General features: G+C 65.0%; 17 protein-coding genes. 12 read left to right on the top strand and 5 right to left on the bottom strand.

Annotated elements, in window-relative coordinates; translation table 11 throughout:
• Nucleotides 1–18: 18 nt before the first annotated feature.
• Together HYH07_RS13995 and HYH07_RS13990 are read left to right on the top strand one after the other, a co-directional pair.
• The gene (locus HYH07_RS13995; RefSeq protein WP_220003135.1) at nucleotides 19–606 is read left to right on the top strand and encodes a hypothetical protein; all 588 of its coding nucleotides are present in this window, start codon (nucleotides 19–21) and stop codon (nucleotides 604–606) included.
• Nucleotides 607–670: 64 nt separating this feature from the next.
• On the top strand, nucleotides 671–1270 hold the full coding sequence (locus HYH07_RS13990) for a YdcF family protein (RefSeq protein ID WP_220003036.1): 600 nt from the start codon (nucleotides 671–673) through the stop codon (nucleotides 1268–1270).
• Between the two features lie 10 nt (nucleotides 1271–1280).
• Here HYH07_RS13990 and HYH07_RS13985 read toward each other — a convergent pair whose 3' ends face one another.
• Complete coding sequence (locus HYH07_RS13985) at nucleotides 1281–2624, bottom strand: PLP-dependent aminotransferase family protein (RefSeq protein ID WP_220003035.1); 1344 nt, start codon at nucleotides 2622–2624, stop codon at nucleotides 1281–1283.
• 186 nt (nucleotides 2625–2810) lie between these two features.
• Here HYH07_RS13985 and HYH07_RS13980 point away from each other — a divergent pair, with 186 nt between their 5' ends.
• Nucleotides 2811–3047 carry a DUF1127 domain-containing protein gene (locus HYH07_RS13980; RefSeq protein WP_057749113.1) on the top strand — a complete coding sequence of 79 codons (237 nt, stop codon included), beginning with the start codon at nucleotides 2811–2813 and terminating at the stop codon, nucleotides 3045–3047.
• Nucleotides 3048–3258: 211 nt separating this feature from the next.
• Here HYH07_RS13980 and HYH07_RS13975 read toward each other — a convergent pair whose 3' ends face one another.
• The 3 genes from HYH07_RS13975 to HYH07_RS13965 are packed head-to-tail and all read right to left on the bottom strand — an operon-like array spanning nucleotide 3259 to nucleotide 4745.
• Nucleotides 3259–3717 carry a hypothetical protein gene (locus tag HYH07_RS13975; protein ID WP_220003034.1) on the bottom strand — a complete coding sequence of 153 codons (459 nt, stop codon included), beginning with the start codon at nucleotides 3715–3717 and terminating at the stop codon, nucleotides 3259–3261.
• A gap of 15 nt (nucleotides 3718–3732) precedes the next feature.
• Complete coding sequence (locus tag HYH07_RS13970; protein ID WP_057749171.1) at nucleotides 3733–4158, bottom strand: universal stress protein; 426 nt, start codon at nucleotides 4156–4158, stop codon at nucleotides 3733–3735.
• A gap of 50 nt (nucleotides 4159–4208) precedes the next feature.
• Nucleotides 4209–4745 carry a histidine phosphatase family protein gene (locus HYH07_RS13965; RefSeq protein WP_220003033.1) on the bottom strand — a complete coding sequence of 179 codons (537 nt, stop codon included), beginning with the start codon at nucleotides 4743–4745 and terminating at the stop codon, nucleotides 4209–4211.
• A 154-nt stretch (nucleotides 4746–4899) separates the two neighbouring features.
• On the opposite strand from HYH07_RS13965, the gene HYH07_RS13960 reads away from it, so the two are divergent.
• The 9 genes from HYH07_RS13960 to HYH07_RS13920 all read left to right on the top strand — a co-directional run bounded on the left by HYH07_RS13960 (nucleotide 4900) and on the right by HYH07_RS13920 (nucleotide 19044).
• Nucleotides 4900–6363: an FAD-binding oxidoreductase gene (locus HYH07_RS13960; RefSeq protein ID WP_220003032.1), complete on the top strand. Its 1464-nt coding sequence runs from the start codon at nucleotides 4900–4902 to the stop codon at nucleotides 6361–6363.
• Between the two features lie 86 nt (nucleotides 6364–6449).
• Nucleotides 6450–6962: a peptide-methionine (R)-S-oxide reductase MsrB gene (gene msrB / locus HYH07_RS13955; protein ID WP_057749122.1), complete on the top strand. Its 513-nt coding sequence runs from the start codon at nucleotides 6450–6452 to the stop codon at nucleotides 6960–6962.
• A gap of 268 nt (nucleotides 6963–7230) precedes the next feature.
• On the top strand, nucleotides 7231–9495 hold the full coding sequence (locus tag HYH07_RS13950; protein WP_220003031.1) for a flagellar hook-basal body complex protein: 2265 nt from the start codon (nucleotides 7231–7233) through the stop codon (nucleotides 9493–9495).
• 34 nt (nucleotides 9496–9529) lie between these two features.
• Nucleotides 9530–11410, top strand: coding sequence for a flagellar hook-associated protein FlgK (gene flgK / locus HYH07_RS13945; protein WP_220003030.1), 1881 nt, complete (start codon nucleotides 9530–9532; stop codon nucleotides 11408–11410).
• 18 nt (nucleotides 11411–11428) lie between these two features.
• Complete coding sequence (locus HYH07_RS13940) at nucleotides 11429–13822, top strand: flagellar hook associated protein (protein ID WP_220003029.1); 2394 nt, start codon at nucleotides 11429–11431, stop codon at nucleotides 13820–13822.
• A gap of 70 nt (nucleotides 13823–13892) precedes the next feature.
• The gene (locus tag HYH07_RS13935) at nucleotides 13893–14672 is read left to right on the top strand and encodes a hypothetical protein (protein WP_220003028.1); all 780 of its coding nucleotides are present in this window, start codon (nucleotides 13893–13895) and stop codon (nucleotides 14670–14672) included.
• Between the two features lie 10 nt (nucleotides 14673–14682).
• A complete protein-coding gene (locus HYH07_RS13930) occupies nucleotides 14683–16287 on the top strand; it encodes a hypothetical protein (protein WP_220003027.1) in 1605 nt (534 codons plus the stop codon).
• A gap of 16 nt (nucleotides 16288–16303) precedes the next feature.
• Nucleotides 16304–17551: a hypothetical protein gene (locus HYH07_RS13925; protein WP_220003026.1), complete on the top strand. Its 1248-nt coding sequence runs from the start codon at nucleotides 16304–16306 to the stop codon at nucleotides 17549–17551.
• Nucleotides 17548–19044, top strand: a complete 1497-nt coding sequence (locus HYH07_RS13920; RefSeq protein ID WP_220003025.1) for an aspartate aminotransferase family protein — start codon at nucleotides 17548–17550, stop codon at nucleotides 19042–19044. Before HYH07_RS13925 ends, HYH07_RS13920 begins: the two co-directional genes overlap by 4 nt.
• A gap of 68 nt (nucleotides 19045–19112) precedes the next feature.
• Here the strand turns inward: HYH07_RS13920 and flbT are convergent, their stop codons facing one another.
• On the bottom strand, nucleotides 19113–19550 hold the full coding sequence (gene flbT, locus HYH07_RS13915) for a flagellar biosynthesis repressor FlbT (protein ID WP_220003024.1): 438 nt from the start codon (nucleotides 19548–19550) through the stop codon (nucleotides 19113–19115).
• Nucleotides 19551–19762 lie beyond the last annotated feature (212 nt).

The following is a 19762-nucleotide window of genomic DNA, read 5'->3' as shown; positions in this document are numbered from 1 at the left end:
CGCAAGCGGGATCAGGTGATGCAGATGTCGGACGGGCAGGGCGGGTCGGTCACGAGCTACGCCTACAAGGCGTCGTTGATCGGTTCGGCGCATCGCTTCGAGCTGACGGACGAAGGATTGTCCTGGCACATCGCCGGCCGCTCCGGCCTCTGGCGCTATGACGAGATCAGTGCCATCGGGCTGTCGTTCCGCCCGGTCTCGATGCAGCAGCACCGCTTTCGCGCCGATCTCAGCCATGCCAAGGGCGGTCGCATCGCGATCCTGTCGACGAGCTGGCAGACCGCGGCGCTGATGGCGCCGCAGGACAATGGCTTTCGCGACTTCATCGTCGCGCTGCACGCCCAGATGGCGAAGGCCGGCAGCCGGGCCGAGCTGACCGCCGGCCTCGGCCGCAAGACCTATGCCGCCGTGCTCGCCTTCCTGGCGCTGCTGGGCGTGGCGATGGCCGGGCTGTTGATCCGCGCGCTCTTGATCGGCGAGTTTGCCGGCGTGCTGTTCATCCTCGGCTTTGCGGCGCTGTTCGTCTGGCAGGTCGGCGGCTTCGTCCGGCGCAACCAGCCGCGAAGCTACAGTTTTGATCAACTGCCTCGCTCCTTGCTGCCCTAACTCTGCAATGCGCCGCAATCAAAATTGACTTCGCCGCTGCGCGCGCTTCCCGCATCGTGCCGAGATGACGTCAATGAATCGCAGCACGCGCCTGCCGACGGCGGACGAGATCGCCGAGATCAATCGCACTCATCTGATCGACACGCCGCTTGCGCCGGCCGATCTCTTGTTTCTGTTCGGCACCCGCGAGGATGTTGCGCTGCGCGTCGAAACCGCCGCGCGGCTGTGGCGCGAGGGCTTTTACCGCTGGTCGATTGTCAGCGGCGGTGTCACCCCGGGCTCGGAGCAATCCGAGTGCGCCATCATCAAGGCGGCGATGGTCGCAGCGGGCATTCCGGCGGACCGGATCCTGGAGGAGCACCGCGCGATGAACACCGGAGAGAACGTGATCTTCTCACTGCCTGTTATCGATGCGGCGCTGGGCCTGCGCAACATCCGCAGCGTGATCTGCCTCGGCAACACCTGGACGGCGCGGCGCTATCCGATGACATTGCACCGGCATTGGCCCGAGGTGACCAAGCTGCTGCTCACCGTCGACAGCTTTGCGACGCCGCGCACGCTCTGGCATACCGATGCCGAATTTCGTCGCCGTGTCCTGCACGAATGGGACAAGATCGAGCCGTACAAGGCGAAGGGCTTTATCGCGGAATGGCCGGAGCGCTGACGGCGAGGGGCTACTCCGTCGAGTCGAAATCCTCCTCCTTGGTGCCGAGCAGCGACACGATCGTACGCAGGCCGGAATCGAGCTGCTCGAACGAGGGCGGGGCAAGCGCGAGTCGCACCGCATTCGGCGCATGGCCGTGCGCGACAGCGAAGGTCGAGGACGGTGTCAATGCAATGCCGCGCCGCGCGGCCGCGGCGACGAAGGTCTGCGAGCGCCAATGCGGCGGCAGCGTCAGCCACAGATGATAGGAGCGCGGATCGGCCGAAAGCTGGTAGCCGGCGAGCAGCCGTGCCGCGGTCTGCTGGCGCCGCGCCGCGTCGATGCGCTTCAGCCGCGTCAGCTCGGCGACGGTGCCGTCGGCCATCAACCGTTGTCCGGCGGCGAGGGCGTGGCCGGAGGCGATCCAGCCGCCGGTGCGTACCGCGCTCATCATGCTTTCGCGCAAGTGCGGCGGCGCGACGAGGATGCCGAGCGCCAGGCCCGGTGCAACCTTCTTGGAGAGGCTGTCGAGCACGATGCAACGGTCCGGCCCGAGCGCTGCAAGCGGCGTGTCGTCGGCAAGAAAGCCGTAGACGGTGTCCTCGATGATGGTGAGATCGAGCTTCTCGGCGACGCGCATGATGTCGGCGCGCCGCGTCGCGTTCATGGTGACACCGAGTGGATTCTGGATGATCGGCTGCAGATACAGCGCCGACAGATGCGCTTCGCGATGCGCCTTTTGGATCGCATCGGGCCGCGCGCCGAATTCGTCCATCGGAATCGGAACCAGCGTGATGCCGAGCCGCGCGGCGATGCTCTTGACGTAAGGGTAACTCAGCGCTTCGACGCCGCAGCGGCCGCCGGTCGGCACCAGCGCTGACAGCGCGGCGGCGAGCGATTGCTTGCCGTTGGCGGTGAAGAGGATCTGCTCGGCCTGCGGCGCAAAATCCTTGCGGGCGAGATAGGCGGCGGCCGCAACGCGCGCGCTCTTGGTGCCGGTGCTGGTCGAGGAGCGCAGCACGGCTTCCAGCGCATCGACGCGATCGAGCCCGGCGAGGCTCTTGGCGATCATCGCCCATTGCTGCGGCAATAACGGATAGTTGACCTCGAAATCGATCCGCGCGTCGCGCGGCTCGGCGATGCTCTCGACCTGACGCCTGATGTCGCCGGAGATGAAGGTGCCGCGGCCGACCTCGCCGACCACGAGCCCACGGCGCAGAAGCTCCGTATAGACACGGCTGGCTGTCGAAACGGCAATGCCGCGATCATAGGCAAAATTGCGCTGCGGCGGCAGCCGGTCGCCGGGTCTTAACGTGCCTTTAGCGATATCTGCGGCAATGGCATCCGCAAGCTTCACGTACTCGAACTTGGACATTATTGCACCGAGAGCAATGTTTTTCTTGCTCCGAGCAATGTACTGGAGCATTTAAGTTCCATCAAGGTCCGCGATGGAGCCGAGGGGAGCGAGAGCAATCCGACGGCACATGAGGTGCAGGCGCTTCCAGCGTTTGCGCCAACGGCATTCGCTTCGCCGCGCAGGACCAAAGGCCGGAGAAGAAACATGACCACGATCTCGCAAACTGCCGGGCGGAGCTTACGCCCATCCACCTCGAGCGGATTTTTTGCCACGCTCGTCAATGCTGCTTACGCGCTGTTCGACCGCCTGGAGCGCCGCTCCGCCGTCAAGACGCTGAACGAGCTCGACGACCGCGCCCTGCGCGACATCGGCATCAACCGCAGCCAGATCGAGGACGCCGTGTACGGGCAGTTCAAGGCCGAACTGACCAGGTTTCTGTGATCTTGCTCGCCTGTGTCCCGGACGTGCTGCAGCGTTCTTGCGCTGCTGCGCAGAGCCGGGACACAGGAAGCCGCACGGTGCGCTGAGGCATGGGCCCCGGCTCTTGCTGCGTAGGGTGGATTAGCGAAGCGTAACCCACCGCTTCTGCCTCCACAGAAGCATCAGTGGTGGGTTACGCCTTCGGCTAACCCACCCTACGAGACCGTCCGGATCAAGCCAGTGCAACCTGGCCCCACACACCATAAATTCGATCGTCCTCGAATGCGCCAGGCTTGCGATGCGGCTGCGTCGGAGCGCTACGCTGACGCCCATGCCGGACATCCAGCCGCTGCATCCGCGCTGTGACGCTGCCCGCGAGCATGGCGATGCGTGCCGCGGCCTGTTTGACGACGAATAGGATCGTCGTGATGCGGCTCAGCACGCCGACCAGGAACAGCACCGAGAAGATGTCGATATAGGCGAGGAAGTCGCCGATCAACATGAGCTCCGGCGGAATCGGGATGCTGTGGTAGTAGGCGCAGATGAGGATGACGACGGGAATGAAGGCGATGACTTTCCGCACCGTCAGCCTGTCGAGCAGCGCAGCAAGTTGCACGACCAGCACCTCCCACAGCGCATCGCCGATTGCGAGCGGGATCTCGTAGGTCCATCTCCGCCAGAATTGCTTCACGCCATTGCTCCCGTTTTAGTGCCGCACCACCAGCACGGAGCATTTGGCATAACGCACCACATGCCCGGCATTGGAGCCGAGGAAATAGGTGCGCATCGCCGGCCGGTGCGAGGTCATGACGATCAGGTCGGCCTTCATCTGCGCGGCTTCCTCCAGGATCTCGTGATAGATGCCGCCTTGGCGCACCACGGTGGAGATGTGGGCGGGGTCGATGCCGGATTCGCGGGCGACGATGGCGAGCGCCTCTTCCGAGGTCTGGCGCTGCTGTTCGTCGAAGTCGGCCGGGACATATTCGGCCAGCATCACCGGCGTCATCGGCAGCACGTTGAGCAGCCGGACCGATCCGCTCCAGTTCTGCGACAGCGTCGTCGCGGTCGCAATCGCAGGCTTTGCCAGATCGGTGTCGGCGAGGTCGATGGGCACGAGAATGGACTTGAACATCTGCGCCTCCAAATCTTCCGGTCAGCACGTTCTCCCGGCACGTCGCGCGATCATCCCAGTCGAAGCAGCTTGGGGCTGACGAACAGCACCAGTTTGCCGCGGCGGTAGGCCACGTCCCCCCAATCCTTGACATCAAAGTCGAGGACCGCAAGCCCCGCCGTGGGCAGATTGTCGGCGAGCGCCTTGGCACTGGCCTTGTCGCCGCCGCCCGTCAGCATCAGCGCCGCCTCGTGCATGCCGGGATTGTGCCCGACCAGCAGGAGCTGTTTGGGATTGGCCGGGATCGTTGCAGTGCGAATGGTTTCGAGAATCTGCGCGGGATCGGCGCCATAGAGTTCCGGCAGAATCTCGACCCGCGGCGTTGCGACGCGGTCTTTCATCGCTTCCCAGGCGATGTCCCAGGTCTGCCTGGCGCGGACGGCATGCGACACCAGCACGGTGTCGGGGACCGGCGGATGGGTGGCCATCCAGTCGCCCATCTCGGCGGCGTCGCGCTGGCCGCGATGGTCGAGCCGGCGGTCCTGGTCGCGGCCGCTTGGCGCGTCGGTCTCGGTCTTGGCGTGACGCAGCAGCATCAAACGGCGCATGGCATTCTCGAATCGTTCCCCGTCCAGGATAATCTACAAGTGCCCGTTGAGGACAAGGTGACAAGCGCCTGCTCGGTATCAAGTTGTTGTTTTGAGCATGATCTTGTCGGAAAACCGCTGCGCACTTTTCCGGATCATGCTCTAAGAAAACGACATGAGCGAGACTTTCACAAGCGTGTCCCAGGAAGAAGCCGGCCTTCGCGAGCGTGCCCGGCTGTCGTTCGATCTCGACGCCGATATTTGCGTGATCGGGGCAGGGCTTGCCGGCCTTTCCGTCGCACTCGAGGCGGCACGGCTCGGGGCCAGCGTAGCGGTGCTCGAGGGCCGTCACATCGGCTGGAACGCCTCCGGCAACCAGCTCGGCACCGTGATGCCGGGCTTCGCGCTGCCGCTCACCGATCTGATCGAGCGCATCGGCTTCGAGGATGCCAGGGAGCTGTGGGCGCTCTCGAAGGAGGGCGCCGAGCTCGTCCGGGCCAACGTCACCGAAGAGAACATGCCTGATATCGGCCTCACCGAGGGCGTGCTCGAGGTCTCCAACGTCGATGCCGGCGACCGGCTGATCAGCCGGCTCCAGATGCTGTACGAGGATTTCGATACCGAGGTCGAAGGCTGGCAGGTCGATCGCGTGCGCGCGGCGCTCAAGACCGATCGTTACTTCCACGGGGTCTATTATCCCAAGGCGTTCCAGGTCGACGGCCGCAAATATGTGCATGGTCTCGCCGCGCTGGCGCGTCGCGCCGGTGCGCGCATCTTCGAGGACACGCCTGTCGTCAGCATCGATCATTCCGGCATCCGCAAGCGCATCGTCACGCCCTCGGCGCGGCTGCGCGCCTCTCATATCGTGCTTGCCGGCAACATTCATCTCGGCGCGCCGCTGCGGCGGCTATCGGAGACGCTGCTGCCGGTCTGGCGCTATGCCGGCATCACTGCGCCGCTCGGCGAGCGCTTGCATGAGATCATCGGCTTCAAGGGATCGGTGATGGATGACGACGGCGTCGATCATTTCCGCATCATCGATGGCGACCGGCTGATGTGGGTGAGCCCGGAGACCACCTGGGCCGCCCGACCGCAGCGCTTTGCAGGCAGCGTCAAGCGTCGCATCCGGTCGATCTTCCCCGAGCTCGGCAATGTCGAGGTCGCCGAGATGTTTGGCGGCGCCACCGGCCAGACCGTGCACGGCATGCCGCAGATCGGCCAGCTGCGCAAAGGCCTGTGGGTGGCGAGCGGGTTCGGCCGCCAGGGCATGAACACGTCGGCCATGGCCGGGCAACTGATCGCGCGCAGCATCCTGTGGGGCGAGGAACGCTGGAAGCTGTTTTCGCCGTTCGAGCTGGTCTGGGCCGGCGGCACCACCGGGCGGGTCGCGGGCCAATTGGTCGGCCTTTGGGGCAGGGCGAGTTCGTCCGCAGCCGGGACGCTGGCCCGTTACCGTGAGCGGGCGCGGGTGAAGGACAGGGAGCGCGAGGCACGCCTCGCCGAGGCCAACCGGGCCGCCGGCACCGGTCCGCGCCATTCGCCCTCCGGGGTTCGGCCGCGACTGGCGCCAGCGCCACCGCAACCGCCTGCAGCGGAGCAGGCGGAACCGGCCGCGCGGGAGCAGGGCGTCTCGCAATAAGGGCGCGAAAAATCCCGCCTGGACGTGTAACATTGTCCGTCAGAGCCCGTATCTCAGGGCGTACAGGCTCCCGCACGGAGAATGAGATGTTTGACCGCCGCATCCTGCTAACGACTGTCGCCGGCCTGTTCGGCCTTTCGGCCTTCCGCTGGCTGAGGACAACGCCGGCGCAGGCTGGAGAGAAGGCCGCGCAGAAGTTCGAGATCGAGAAGACCGACGCCGAGTGGCGGGCGCAATTGACGCCACAGCAATATGAGATCCTGCGCAAGGAGGGCACCGAGCGGCCCGGCTCCAGCCCGTTGCTGAACGAGCACCGCAAGGGCGTCTTCGCCTGCGCCGGCTGCGACCTGCCGCTGTTTAGCTCGGAGACCAAGTTCGAGAGCGGCACGGGTTGGCCGAGCTTCTACCAGCCGATCGAGGGCAATGTCGGCAAGACCGAGGACCGCAGCTTCGGCATGGTGCGCACCGAGGTGCACTGCCGGCGCTGCGGCGGCCATCTCGGCCACGTCTTCGACGACGGTCCGAAGCCGACCGGCTTGCGCTATTGCATCGACGGTTTCGGGCTGGTCTTCCACCCGGCGACGCCGTCGGCGACATAGCTTTCTCCTCGTCATTCCGGGGCGGTCCGCAGGACCGAACCCGGAATCTCGAGGTTCCGGATTCGATGCTGACGCATCGCTCCGGAACGACTTTAGCCCCGGCAATTGTTGCCGGTCCGGCAATTATGCCCCGGTCATCCGACCGGGGCATTTCTGTTTAAGTCATTGATTTCGTGAGAATACCCGCCTTGGCATAGGCCTTGCGACGTCTCCTCCGACTGCGGCCACGGGTCTGCCGGCCGCCGAGATCGGATTTGGAGACAAAGTTATGGGTATCTTCGATGCAATGAACACCTCGGTGGGTGGCCTGCAGGCGCAGTCCTACGCGCTTCAGAACATCTCGGGCAACATCGCGAACGCATCCACCACCGGTTACAAGGGCATCGGCACCAGCTTCGAGGATCTCATTCCCGACGCCTCCGTGCCGAGCAAGCAGGTCGCCGGCGGTGTCACCGCCCATGCTCAGGCCACCATCACCACGCAGGGCACCATCTCGTCCTCCACCGTCGCCACCAACATGGCGATCACGGGCGACGGCTTCTTCTCGATCCAGAAGGCGACCGGCGTTGTCGACAACGTGCCGGTGTTCAGCGGCGTCACCTATTATACCCGCCGCGGCGACTTCCAGCTCAACGCCAACGGCAACCTCGTCAACGGCGCCGGCTATTACCTGATGGGCACCACGGTCGACCCGAAAACCGGCAACCCGACCGGCAACGTCGCCACCGTGCTGAAATTCCAGAACAACTTCATCCCGGCGCAGGCCACCACCTCGATCCAGTACGCCGCGAACCTGCCGAGCGTGCCGAACACGGCGGCGAGCTCGACCGCATCGACCGGTTCGCTGCTGGCGGCCGGCGGCCTGAACCCGTCGGATTTCGCAGCGAACCCGCTGATCATCGGCACGCCGCCGCCGCCCTATACGAATGCGACGATCTCCGGCGCGGCGGCCACCGGCAATCTGCGATCGGCCTATACGGCGACGACCGCGACCGGCACGGTGGCGCTGATAGACAGCGCTTCGGCGGTGGCAACCGGCGCCACGTCGCTCGATTCCGCCGTGACCCCGCATCTCAACACCACCCTTCTCACCAGCCTGGCCAACAAGACGCTGAAGGTCAACGGCCAGACCATCAACTTCGACCCCACCGTTTCCGGCGCCTCGACCTCCGGCAGCACCACCACGATCGGCCTGCTCTCGCCGACCGGCTCAAAGATCTCGGACATCCTGAATGCAATCGCCCTGGGCGGCGGCGCCGGCGCCACCGCGACAATCAACTCCAGCGGCAACATCCAGATCACGACCAGCACCACTGCGGACGTCACGATCAGCGGCAGTGCGGCAAGCCTGCTCGGCGTCAGCAGCGTGACGCGCGGCGGCAACGTGCTGTCCACGCCTGCGATTACGGGTGCGACGCAGCTCGGCGGCACCGCGCAGCCCGGCCAGGCGGAAGTCCTCTCGACGCCCTTCGTGGTCGGCAACACGATCCAGGTCAACGGCACGGGACCCGCCAATACGATCACCTTCGTGGCGTCGGGCGCTACCGCTCCGAACCAGATCAACATCACCGACGACATCTCGACCCTGCTCAACCAGATCGACCAGCTCAGCGGTGCAAGCGGTTCTTCGATCAGCAACGGCGTGATCACCCTGAATACCGGCATCGCCAATCCCACTTTGACGGTGACCAGCAACAACAGCAGCGCCTTCGCCGCGCTCGGCTTCACCTCGACTGTCACCAAGAACCGCGGCGGTGGCGGCACCGCCGGCACCGGCACCGTGATCGGCAACGACATCGCCACCTTCACCAAGGAGACGATCAGCGGCGGTGCGGTCACCGCCTACAACGCCGCCGGCACGCCGGTAAACCTGCAGCTGCGTTGGGCCAAGACCGACAGCGCCTCGCTGGGGACCGGCCATTCCGACACCTGGAACCTGTTCTACCAGACCGATCCGAACGCGACCGGCACGACGGTCGGCTGGGTCAATACCGGGCAGGCCTTCACCTTCGCCGCGGACGGCTCGCTGACCTCGCCGAGCGGCTCGGGCGTCACCATCAACAATGTCAGCGTCGGCGGCCAGTCGCTCGGCTCGCTCGCCTTCAACATCTCCTCGGGCGGACTGACGCAATATGCGAGCACCAGCGGTGCGGTGACCATCAACACCATCACGCAGAACGGCTACGCCGCCGGCCAGCTCCGTTCGGTCGCGGTCAACAACAACGGCCTCGTGGTCGGCACCTTCTCCAACGGCCAGAATCTCGATCTCGCACAAGTGTCGTTGTCGCACTTCAACGGCACCAACTACCTCAAGGCGCTCGATGGCGGCGCCTACGCTGCGACGGACCAGTCGGGCCCGGCGATCGACGGTGCCTCGGGCTCCATCAGCGGCTCCTCGCTCGAAGGCTCGAACACCGACATCGCGGACGAGTTCACCAAGCTGATCGTGACCCAGCAGGCCTATTCGGCCAACACCAAGGTGATCACGACGGCGAATTCGATGGTCCAGGATCTCCTCAACGTGTTGCGCTGATCGGCGCGTAACGTAACCAAAGGCGGCAAGTAAGATGGGTTTGAGTTCAGCCCTTGCCAGTGCGATGAGCGGTCTGCGTGCCAACCAGGCTGCGCTGTCGATCGTCTCGTCGAACGTCGCAAACTCGCAGACGCCGGGTTACGTTGCCCAGACGCCGAACCAGATCGAAGTCAGCACCGGTGACTTCGGCGCGACGGCGAAGACGACAGGCGTCAGCCGCGACATCGACAGCTATGTGCAGAACCAGCTGCGCACCGAGACCGGCGGCAGCGGCTATGCCGACCAGATGGCCAACATTCTGAAGCAGCTTCAGAGTGTCTATGGCACGCCCGGCAACAGCGGCACGCTCGAAAACGCGCTGAACGATTTCACCTCCTCGCTCCAGGCACTCTCCACCAGCGCTGGCTCCTCGTCGGCGCAGCGCGTCGCGCTCGGCGCCGCGCAGGCGCTGGCAACGCAGCTCAACGTCACCACCAAGGGCATCCAGTCGCTCCGCTCCAACGTCGAGCAGGATCTTAGCACCTCGTCGCAAGCCGCCAACGCGGCATTGAACCAGATCGCCGACATCAACATCAAGCTGCAAGGCCTGGCGCCGACCGATCCGTCCGCGGCAAACCTGATGGACCAGCGCGACCAGGCCATCAACGCGCTGTCGAAATATGTCGACGTCCGCGTCACCACCGACGGATCGAACCAGGCCAATATCTATACCACGACAGGCATCCAGCTGGTCGGTGCGGGCCTCGCCTCGCAATTCTCGTTCGCGTCCGTGGGCGCGCTGAGTGCGACGTCGCTCTATAATATTGATCCCGCCAAATCAGGCGTTGGCGCGCTCAGCATCAAGCTGCCGAACGGCTCGTCCATCGACGTCGCCGGCAACAACGTCGTCTCCTCCGGCCAGATCGCGGCCGATTTGAAGCTGCGCGACCAGACGCTGGTGCAGGCGCAGAACCAGGTCGACCAGCTCGCCGCGACGATGTCGAGCGCGCTGTCGGACAAAACCACTGCGGGCACCACCGTTTCCGGTCCGCCCGCGGGTTTCGACATCGATCTTGCCGGCGCGCAACCGGGCAACACCGTCAACATCACCTATATCGACTCCACCAACACCCAGCGCCAGATCACGCTGGTGAACGTGACCGATCCGACCGCGCTGCCGCTCCAGAACGCCACCAATGCCAATCCGATGCAGATCGGCGTCAATTTTTCCAGCGGCATGGGCGCGATCGCATCCGCGCTCAACACCGCGCTGTCGGGCTCGCATTTGTCGTTCTCCGCAGCGCCGTCGCCGGCGACCGCGACGACGCTGCGCGTCACTGACGACAATTCCGGCCTCGCCAAGGTCACCGCCGCGTCGAGTAGCAAGACGGTCTCGTCGTTGACCTCGGGCGGTCCCCAGCTGCCGCTGTTCACCGACGGCGGCCAGGCGCTCTACACCGGCGCGATCACAGGGACTGGCTTGCAGATGACCGGCCTTGCCGGCCGCATCGCCGTGAACACGCAGCTCACAGCCGACCCGACCCGGTTGTCGATCTACAGCACCTCGCCGCTGACCCCCACCGGCGACACCACGCGCTCGGACTATCTCTACTCGCAGCTCACCACGGCGGTGTATTCCTATTCGCCGCAGACCGGCCTCGGCTCGGCGAGCCAGCCGTTCACCGGCAGCGTCTCGAACTACCTCCAGCAGTTCCTGAGCGTGCAGGCCAACGCCTCGACCCAGGCGACCCAGCTCCAGCAGGGGCAGAGCGTCGTGGTTTCGACGCTGCAGGCCAAGTTCAATTCGACCTCCAGCGTCAATCTCGACACGGAGATGTCGAACCTGATCCAGCTCCAGAATGCCTATGCCGCCAACGCCCACGTCATGTCGGTGGTGCAGAGCATGATGAACACGTTGATCCAGGCTCAAGGGTAATCAGTAGGGCTCTGAAACATGTCGATCAGCAGCATCAATTACGGCTCGTCAGTCCTCGGCGCGCAGATCCGCAATATCAACCAGCAGCTCACCGACCTGTCGACGCAGCTCTCGACCGGCAAGCTGTCGCAGAACTATTCCGGCATGGGCACCAACGAGGGCTTTGCGATCGCCTCGCGCGCGCACCTTTCGAACATCGCCGCCTATACCGACACGATCACCAACGTCAACGTCAACATCAACCTCGCCAACACAGCGCTGCAGTCGCTGACGACGATCCGCAACACGGTGCAGACGGGCTCGGCCGGCACCTCGCAGGATCTCAACGTCAACGGCCAGACGGTCGCGCAGAACACCGCCGCCGCGCAGTTCGGCTCGATGGTCGGCGTCCTCAACACGCAGTCGGGCAACCGCTATCTGTTCTCCGGGACCGCCTACAACACGCAATCGGTGGCCGATGCCGGCGACATCATCAACGGCACCACCACCCAGGCGGGCCTCAAGACCGTGATGGCGGAGCGCCAGGCCGCCGATCTCGGCGCCAACGGCATGGGGCGGCTGGTGCAGTCGACGCTGGTGTCCGGCGCGATACAGGTGCAGGAGGATTCGCCGACGTCGCCGTTCGGGCTGAAGATCGCCGCGGTGTCCTCGACGCTGACGGGCGCGACCGTAACAGGCCCGAGCGGCTCGCCGGTATCGTTCTCGGTCAATCTCAACGGCGTCAATCCGAACAATGGTGACAAGCTCAGCGTGAAGTTCACGCTGCCTGACGGTTCGACCGAACAGATCGACCTGACCGCGTCCACCGCGACGCCGACGCCGGTCGGGAGCTTTGCGATCGACCCCGGTAATCCCAATATCATTCCAGCGGTTCCTTCCAACCCGACCATCACGTCAGCGAACCTGAACACCGCGCTGAACACCGCGATCAAGAAGCTCGCAGGCACCTCGCTGGTGGCGGCTTCCGCCGTGGCGGCCGGCGACAATTTCTTCAACACGGCGGGATCAGCCACCGCGAATGCGGCAGCCATTGGCAATCTGGTCTCCTATACCTCGACGACCGGGACAGGCTCGGTCGCGTTGCAGGACAGCGCATCGGCGTCGGCGTCGGCGACCACGTCGCTCGATCCTGCGGCGACACCCCATCTCAACGGCGCCACGCTCACCGCGCTCGCCAATGCTCCGACCGGCACCACTCTGACCATCACCGGCGCGAACGGCGCCCACACGATCACCTTCGACCCCACCGTCACCACTGTCACGACGGCGAGCGGCAATACCACGATCGGATTGGCTTCGGGCAGCACCGCGAAGGTGTCTGATATCTTGAATGCGATCGCGACGGCTGCCGGCGTCCCCTCCGCCAACGTCACTCTGAGCGCCAGCGGCAATATCCAGATCGCGACCGGCACCGCCACCGACGTGGCGGTCACCGGCGGCCCGGCGGCCACGGCGCTCGGTCTCAGCAGCGTGACGCGCGGCAGCGTGCTGTCGACGCCTCCGATCACCGGTTCAACGGTGTTGAGCGGCCCTGCGACCGCTGGCGGCCCGGAAGTCCTCGCAACGGCGTTCCAGGCGGGGTCGTCGGGGCCGCCTGCCGTCAGCCCCGATACGATCACGGTGAACGGTCAGACGCTGACTTTCGTCGCCTCGGGCGCCAGCGGCCCGAACCAGATCAACATTACCGACACCGTCACAACTCTGCTTGGCAAGATCGACCAGATCACCGGCACCACGAAGCCGTCGACCATCCATGGCGGCGTGATCACGATCAACACGGACGATCCCGGGAGCCTCAACATCACGAGCTCGAACGGCGCGGCGTTCGCGGCGCTCGGCTTCACGACCTCGCCGGTCACGGCGGCAAAGGCTCCGCTGCGCGTCGGCTCTTCGCCATCAGGCTCGGCGACGACGCTGGTGAACGGCTCGGCCACCACTGTGAAATGGTACACCGGCAATGACGGGCCGGGATCGGCGCGCTCCACCGCAGTGGCGCGGGTGGATGACTCCGTCACGGTGCAATATGGCGCGCAGGCCGACGAGAGCGCGATCCGCAAGCAGTTGCAGGCGATCGCCGTGTTCGGCACGTTCTCGACCTCGCCCACCGGGCAGTATGCCGGCGGGCAGGTGGCCGCGCTGGCCTTGCGCACCACGCAGGCGCTGACGCCGCAGCCGGGCCAACAGAAGATCGAGGACATTCAGACCGACATCGCGATGGCCCAGAACACGATGAAGGATGCGTCCACGCGCCAGACCCAGGCCAAGGCGCAACTCCAGACCATTGTCGACCAGGCGGAATCGGCCTCGCCCGACCAGGTCGCGAGCGAGATCCTGTCGCTTCAGAACGCGCTGCAGGCGTCCTACCAGACTACCGCCAACCTCGCGCAGCTCTCGCTGGTCAAATTCCTGTAACGGCGCATTAAGGCGCCGTTAACCATGCCTCTTTACCTCTTGGAGAGGATTTGGGCGGGCGGAGCTGTCGATGTCTGACAAGATGCAATTGGTGGTGGCGACACCCTGCTTCGGCGGGCAGGTGTCGAGCATTTACGCGAGCTCCATCTTCGCGCTCCAGCGCGCCGTGCACGGCATGTCCAACCTCGGGCTCAAGGTGCTGTTGCGGGATGGCGATGCGCTGATCACGCGCGCACGCGCCAATCTGGTCGCGATGTTCCTGGACGACCCCCAGGCAACGCATTTTCTGTTCATCGACGCCGATATCGGCTTCAAGGCCGAGCAGGTGTTCCGGCTGATCGAATGCGGCGCCGACGTCGTCGCCGGCTGCTATCCGATCAAGCGGGTCAACTGGGACAAGGCGAGGCGGGCGATCCAGGCCGGCCGGACCGATGTGACGGCGGCCTCGCTCGACTACGTGCTCGAGATCGAGGACCCCGATCGCATCGTGGTGGTCAACGGTTTTACCCGCGTGCGCTATGCCGGCACCGGCTTCCTCATGATCCGCCGCCAGGCGCTGGAGGCGATGTGCCGCCATCCTGATTACGCCAATCTGCAGTTCTTCCGCGAGCATTCGCACGACACGCTGGCTGCGAGCCGGAACCGGTTCGCGCTGTTCGAATGCATGATCGATCCGGCGACCGGCACCTACCTCTCCGAGGACTTCGCCTTCTGCAAGCGCTGGACCGATATCGGTGGCGAGATCTGGGCTGACATCCAGGGCTCGCTCGACCATGTCGGTCCCTCGGTGTTCCACGGCGACATCGCCTCGCAATTCGCTGCCGTGCCTGCGGCGGCCGACGCGGCGTGAGCTTGTCGGGATGAGCATCGGCGCATCCCGCCCGGCAGACATCGCGCGCGCATCCGAGGGCGGCTCGCGCTATCGTCTGCGCGATCTGTTCACGCCGCTGGATACGCTGCTCGTCTCCGGCGGTGACGGGCGGCTGGCGCTTGATCCGAAACAGCGCGCCAACGCCTATGGCTGCGGATCCTCGCCTGAGCCCGAGATCTGGAATTTCGCCTCTTCGACCGCATCGACGATCTCGCAAGGAGCCTATGACCGCGCGGCGCTGGCGCGCGAGGAACTGGTCCACAAATCGCTGTTCGACGAGATCGAGATCGCCTTCGACCGGCGCTGCGAGGACATGCGCGCGGAGCTGCGCGGCCACTTCCTGCTCCCGCCGGGCGTCGATGTCGTGTTCTCCCCATCGGGTACGGATTCCCAGCTGCACGCTCTGTTCCTTGCCCACGCGGTGCTCGGCGCGCCGCCGGTGTCGATCGTGGTCGGTGCCGACCAGACCGGTAGCGGCACTGTTCATACCGCGCGCGGGCACCATTTCAGCACGGTGACGGCGAGTGGCGTTGCGGTGCGCAAGGACGCAGCGATCTCGGGCCTCGCCGGCGACTCGATCGCGGTGTCGCTGCTTGACGCCACTTCCGGCTTCGCGATGCGTCCTGACGCAGATGATGCTGTCATCCGTGCAATCGAAGCCAGCCTCGCGCAAGGCCGGCGCGTACTGTTGCACATCATGGATTCGTCAAAGCTCGGCTGGCGCGCGCCAAGTTTCGCCTGTCTTAATGAGATCGCGCGGCGCTGGCCGCGCGAGGTTCAGATCGTCGTCGATGCCTGCCAGGCGCGGCTCGGCCGCCGCCGGCTGCGTCTCTATCTCGATCGCGGCTACATGGTGCTGATAACAGGCTCCAAATTCTTCGGCGGTCCCGCCTTCAGCGGCGCGCTGCTGCTGCCGAAGGGGTTGTCGCGGGCGCTCGACCGGATCGACCGGATCGCGCCTGATTTCTTCGACTATGCCGGCCGCTGTGACTGGCCGATGGCGTGGACGGCGCTGCGCTCGCGCTTCGAACGCCGTCCCAATTTCGGTCAATGGCTGCGCTGGGAAGCGGCCCTGGCCGAGATCGGCACCTATTATGCTGTGCCCGGCGCCTTCCGCACCACGGCGATGGCCGAGCTGGCAGCCGGCATCGACAGCATGATCGCGCTATCGCCGTCGCTGCGTGCCGTCCCGCAACCCGTCGGCACTGCTGATGCCGATGATGAAGAATTTATGCAGCGATCGATCTTTCCGTTCACCCTGGTGCGCCACAATAGGCCGGTGTCGATCTCGGATACCAGCACCGTCCATCGCGCGCTCGCGCGCGCCATGAACGATGACATCGGCGGCAGCGCCGCGGACCGGCAGGTCGCGGCGCAACGCTGCCTCCTCGGCCAGCCGGTGCGGCTGGAGCAGCCGGACGGTGCGCCGCAGACTGCGTTGCGGCTCTGTGTCGGCGCGCGAGACGTCACCGAGGCCTGGTCGGCCGACAGCGCGCAAGCGCAACGCAATGTGCAGCACATTCTCGATCGCATCGCCCACGTCCTGGTGAAGATCGAGCTGCTGCTTGACCGTACAGCCGCTGTGCCGGCGTAGTCCGTATAGGTGTGAAATGTTGCATCCGCTTGCCGCGCCCGACTATGCCGACCGTATCGGCTTTGCGCATTTGACGCGCCAGGCCTTCGAGGGCGTCGATCTGCTGCCGTTGCGCGAGCATCTGCTGACGCGGATCGCGGAGGGAACGGCGCAGGCCGGCGAGGGCCTGGATCTGTCCCTGATCGCCCAGCTGATGGGGGAGAAGGAAGCCGGGCTCGTCATCCAGTCCGAGGTGCTCTCGTTCCACCAGCTGTTTCGTACCCCTACCGCTGCGCCGAAGCCGGGCCTGCGCGTGCTTGCTCTGGCAGCGGACATCGACATGGGCGGCAACACGCCGATCGAATTCCTGCTCGAAGGTTCCGACATCGAGCTCCTGACACTTTATGTGACCAAGGACAAGGGCCTGCCGGAAACGCTGCCCGAGCACGACGTTGCCATCGTGGTCGCATCCGATTCCGAGGAATGCCGCGAAGCGCTTGCGCTGATCGCAAAGGCTGCGCCGAACTGGCCGCGGCCGTTGCTCAATCGCCCCGAGCTGATCGGCAATCTCGATCGCGACAAATTATTCCGGCTGCTCGCCGGTATTCCCGGTCTCGACATTCCCGTGACCGCCCACGCGACCCGTGCACAATTGACCGCTCTGGCGGAAGGCCGGATTGCCTGCTCGGAGATCACCGGCGAGTTGCACTTTCCGATGATTGCGCGGCCGCGCGGTACGCATGCCGGCGTAGGACTTGCCAAGCTCGACGATGCCGCTGCGCTCGCGGCCTATCTCGCCGAGCGACAGGAGCAGGACTTCTTCGTGGCGCGTTTTGTCAACTACGCGAGCCCCGACGGGCTCTATCGAAAAATCCGGCTCACCGTGGTCGACGGCAAGCCCTATGCCTGCCACATGGCGATCGCCGATCGCTGGGACATCTGGTATCTCAACGCCTACATGGCGTTCAGCGAAGAGAAGCGGGCTGAAGAGGCCATCTTCATGCAGGACTTCGATCGCGCTTTCGCCGCGCGCCACAGATCCGCCCTTGACGAAATGAGCCGGCGCGTCGGGCTCGATTACTTCATCGTCGATTGCGCCGAGAACCAGAAAGGCGAGCTGTTGGTGTTCGAAGCCGACAACACCGCCGTCGTGCACAACATGGATTCGCCCGTCGTGTTTCCATACAAGCCGCCGCAGATGCGCAAGATCTTTGCCGCATTCACGGCGATGCTGTCGCGGCATGCCGAGGGGACCGCAACGGCGGACGTGGGAAGCGCAGCATGAACGAGGTCATCCGCAAGCCGAAGGCCGGCGCCACGAACGGATCGCTCGATCCGCAGGACTGGCGCGCGTTTCGCGACCTCGCCCATCGCATGCTGGACGAGGCGATCGACGGCATTGCCAATGTCCGCGCGCGGCCAGTCTGGCAGCCGATCCCCAACGAGGTCCGTGCGGCTATTCGAACCGACATGCCGCGCGAGGCAACCGATCTCGCTGACGTCTATCGCGAGTTCTCCGAGCACGTCGCCCCTTACGCGACGGGCAACGTTCATCCCGGCTTCATGGGCTGGGTGCACGGCGGCGGCACCGCCGTCGGCATGGTCGCGGAGATGCTTGCAGCTGGCCTCAACGCCAATCTCGGCGGGCGCGATCACATGCCGATCGAGGTCGAGCGCCAGATCGTCGAGTGGATGCGCGGCCTGTTTGGCTTTCCGCAAGGTGCGAGCGGCATCTTCGTCACCGGCACGTCGATGGCGAATCTGATGGCGGTGCTGGTGGCGCGCACCAATGCGCTCGGCACGCTGGCACGGCAGCACGGCATCGGCAGCGACGGTGCGCTGCTCACAGCCTACGCGTCGAAGGCCGCGCATGGCTGCATCTCTCGCGCCATGGACATTGCCGGCTTCGGCACCGATGCGCTGCGCAAGATCGAAGTCGATGCCGATCATCGGATCGATGTCGCTGCTCTGCGCGCAAGGATTGCTGTTGATCGCGAAGTCGGTTTCAAGCCGTTCCTGGTCACGGCGTCGGCCGGCACGGTCGACATCGGTGCGATCGACGATCTCAGGGCGATCGCGGAGCTGTGTCGCGAGGAAGGCATCTGGTTTCACATCGACGGCGCCTTCGGTGCGCTCGCGATCCTGTCGCCGGAGCTCGCGCCGTTGCTCGATGGCATCGCGCTTGCGGATTCGATCGCACTCGACTTCCACAAATGGGGACAGGTGCCTTACGACGCCGGCTTCCTGCTGGTGCGCGACGGCGAACGTCACAAGCAGGCGTTTGCGCAGCCGGCGGCCTATCTGAGCCGCGAAGCGAGGGGGCTTGCGGCCGGCACTGTCTGGCCTTGCGATCTCGGCCCCGATCTGTCGCGCGGCTTCCGTGCGCTGAAGACGTGGTTCACGCTGAAGACGTTCGGCACTGACCGACTTGGCGAGGTGATCGCGCGAAGCTGTGCGCTCGCAAGATATCTGGAGACGCGTGTGCTCGCCGAGCCTCGGCTCGAGCTGCTGGCGCCCGTCAATCTCAATATCGTCTGCTTCCGTTACCGGGCCGACGACGCGGTCAATCGTGAGATCGTCGCCGATGTCCAGGAATCCGGCATCGCTGCGCCGTCGAGCACGATTTTGGACGGCAAGTTCGCGATCCGCGCCGCGCTCGTCAATCATCGTACCGCCGAGAGCGATATCGATGCGCTGGTAGCGGCCGTGATCAGGTTCGGTATGCAGCGGACCGGCGGATTGATCGAGGTCGAGGCGCCGCCGCTCGCCACGGGCTGATGGTCAGGACAAAATAAAAACGCCCCGGACCTGGTCCGGGGCGTTCTTGCTTGGGACGCGCGAAGCGCTCAGGCGGCCGAGCTGACGTCGTTCTTGATATCGCTCTTGGGATGCGTCGCCTCGTACTGGTCACGCAGCTTTTCTTCATAGGCGATTAGCTTGCGGGCATCCTTCAGCGCGCGGTAGAGATCGCCGCTCATGATGTTGTTGTTGATGCCTTCGATGATCGGCCAGGAGCTCGGTACGGCGGTGACGATGTCCCGCACCAGGTTGAAATAGGTGCCGTGCTGGGTCTGTGGGTCCGGCGAGATGTACATCAGCTGGACCGCCAGATAGACGAGCTTGGCCGGCGTATCGGCGGTCTCGGGTGTGAGGATGTCGCGCTCACGCAGGATCGGCACGTTATCGCCGTCGATCAGAAGGCGGGCGCGCTGGTCGGTGTTGGTGATGACGCAGTTCCCGACGATGATGCGTTCGTGCGGTCTGAGCTCGACCTTGAGGGCCATGCCTGTTCTCCATCAACGCTTTTGTAACGAGCGGCGCACGCTTGCCGAATAATGGCTGCCCGCCCTGATTTGGGTCCAATCCTTGCCGAATGTGGTTAACGGGTCGTTAACATTTTCGCGGCAGCCAAAAAATCAAGCGGTGCCAATGCGTTGCGCCCCTGCGACGACGCCGGTCAGAACCCTTGTGGCGCGGGGTTTCCGTCCGACGCGGA

Source organism: Bradyrhizobium sp. BR 10261 (assembly GCF_019455395.1).
Classification (GTDB): Bacteria; Pseudomonadota; Alphaproteobacteria; order Rhizobiales; family Xanthobacteraceae; genus Bradyrhizobium; species Bradyrhizobium manausense.
The sequence above is the reverse complement of the archived record's forward strand: the minus strand, read 5'-3'. Positions and strand labels throughout refer to the sequence as shown.

Excerpts from the sequence above, each read along its gene's own strand:
- HYH07_RS13995 (WP_220003135.1), top strand. The coding sequence starts at position 19 with ATGCAGATGTCGGACGGGCAGGGCGGGTCGGTCACGAGCTACGCCTAC.
- HYH07_RS13990 (WP_220003036.1), top strand. The coding sequence starts at position 671 with ATGACGTCAATGAATCGCAGCACGCGCCTGCCGACGGCGGACGAGATC.
- HYH07_RS13985 (WP_220003035.1), bottom strand. The coding sequence starts at position 2,624 with ATGTCCAAGTTCGAGTACGTGAAGCTTGCGGATGCCATTGCCGCAGAT.
- HYH07_RS13980 (WP_057749113.1), top strand. The coding sequence starts at position 2,811 with ATGACCACGATCTCGCAAACTGCCGGGCGGAGCTTACGCCCATCCACC.
- HYH07_RS13970 (WP_057749171.1), bottom strand. The coding sequence starts at position 4,158 with ATGTTCAAGTCCATTCTCGTGCCCATCGACCTCGCCGACACCGATCTG.
- HYH07_RS13965 (WP_220003033.1), bottom strand. The coding sequence starts at position 4,745 with ATGCGCCGTTTGATGCTGCTGCGTCACGCCAAGACCGAGACCGACGCG.
- HYH07_RS13960 (WP_220003032.1), top strand. The coding sequence starts at position 4,900 with ATGAGCGAGACTTTCACAAGCGTGTCCCAGGAAGAAGCCGGCCTTCGC.
- msrB (WP_057749122.1), top strand. The coding sequence starts at position 6,450 with ATGTTTGACCGCCGCATCCTGCTAACGACTGTCGCCGGCCTGTTCGGC.
- HYH07_RS13950 (WP_220003031.1), top strand. The coding sequence starts at position 7,231 with ATGGGTATCTTCGATGCAATGAACACCTCGGTGGGTGGCCTGCAGGCG.
- flgK (WP_220003030.1), top strand. The coding sequence starts at position 9,530 with ATGGGTTTGAGTTCAGCCCTTGCCAGTGCGATGAGCGGTCTGCGTGCC.
- HYH07_RS13940 (WP_220003029.1), top strand. The coding sequence starts at position 11,429 with ATGTCGATCAGCAGCATCAATTACGGCTCGTCAGTCCTCGGCGCGCAG.
- HYH07_RS13935 (WP_220003028.1), top strand. The coding sequence starts at position 13,893 with ATGTCTGACAAGATGCAATTGGTGGTGGCGACACCCTGCTTCGGCGGG.
- HYH07_RS13930 (WP_220003027.1), top strand. The coding sequence starts at position 14,683 with ATGAGCATCGGCGCATCCCGCCCGGCAGACATCGCGCGCGCATCCGAG.
- HYH07_RS13925 (WP_220003026.1), top strand. The coding sequence starts at position 16,304 with ATGTTGCATCCGCTTGCCGCGCCCGACTATGCCGACCGTATCGGCTTT.
- HYH07_RS13920 (WP_220003025.1), top strand. The coding sequence starts at position 17,548 with ATGAACGAGGTCATCCGCAAGCCGAAGGCCGGCGCCACGAACGGATCG.
- flbT (WP_220003024.1), bottom strand. The coding sequence starts at position 19,550 with ATGGCCCTCAAGGTCGAGCTCAGACCGCACGAACGCATCATCGTCGGG.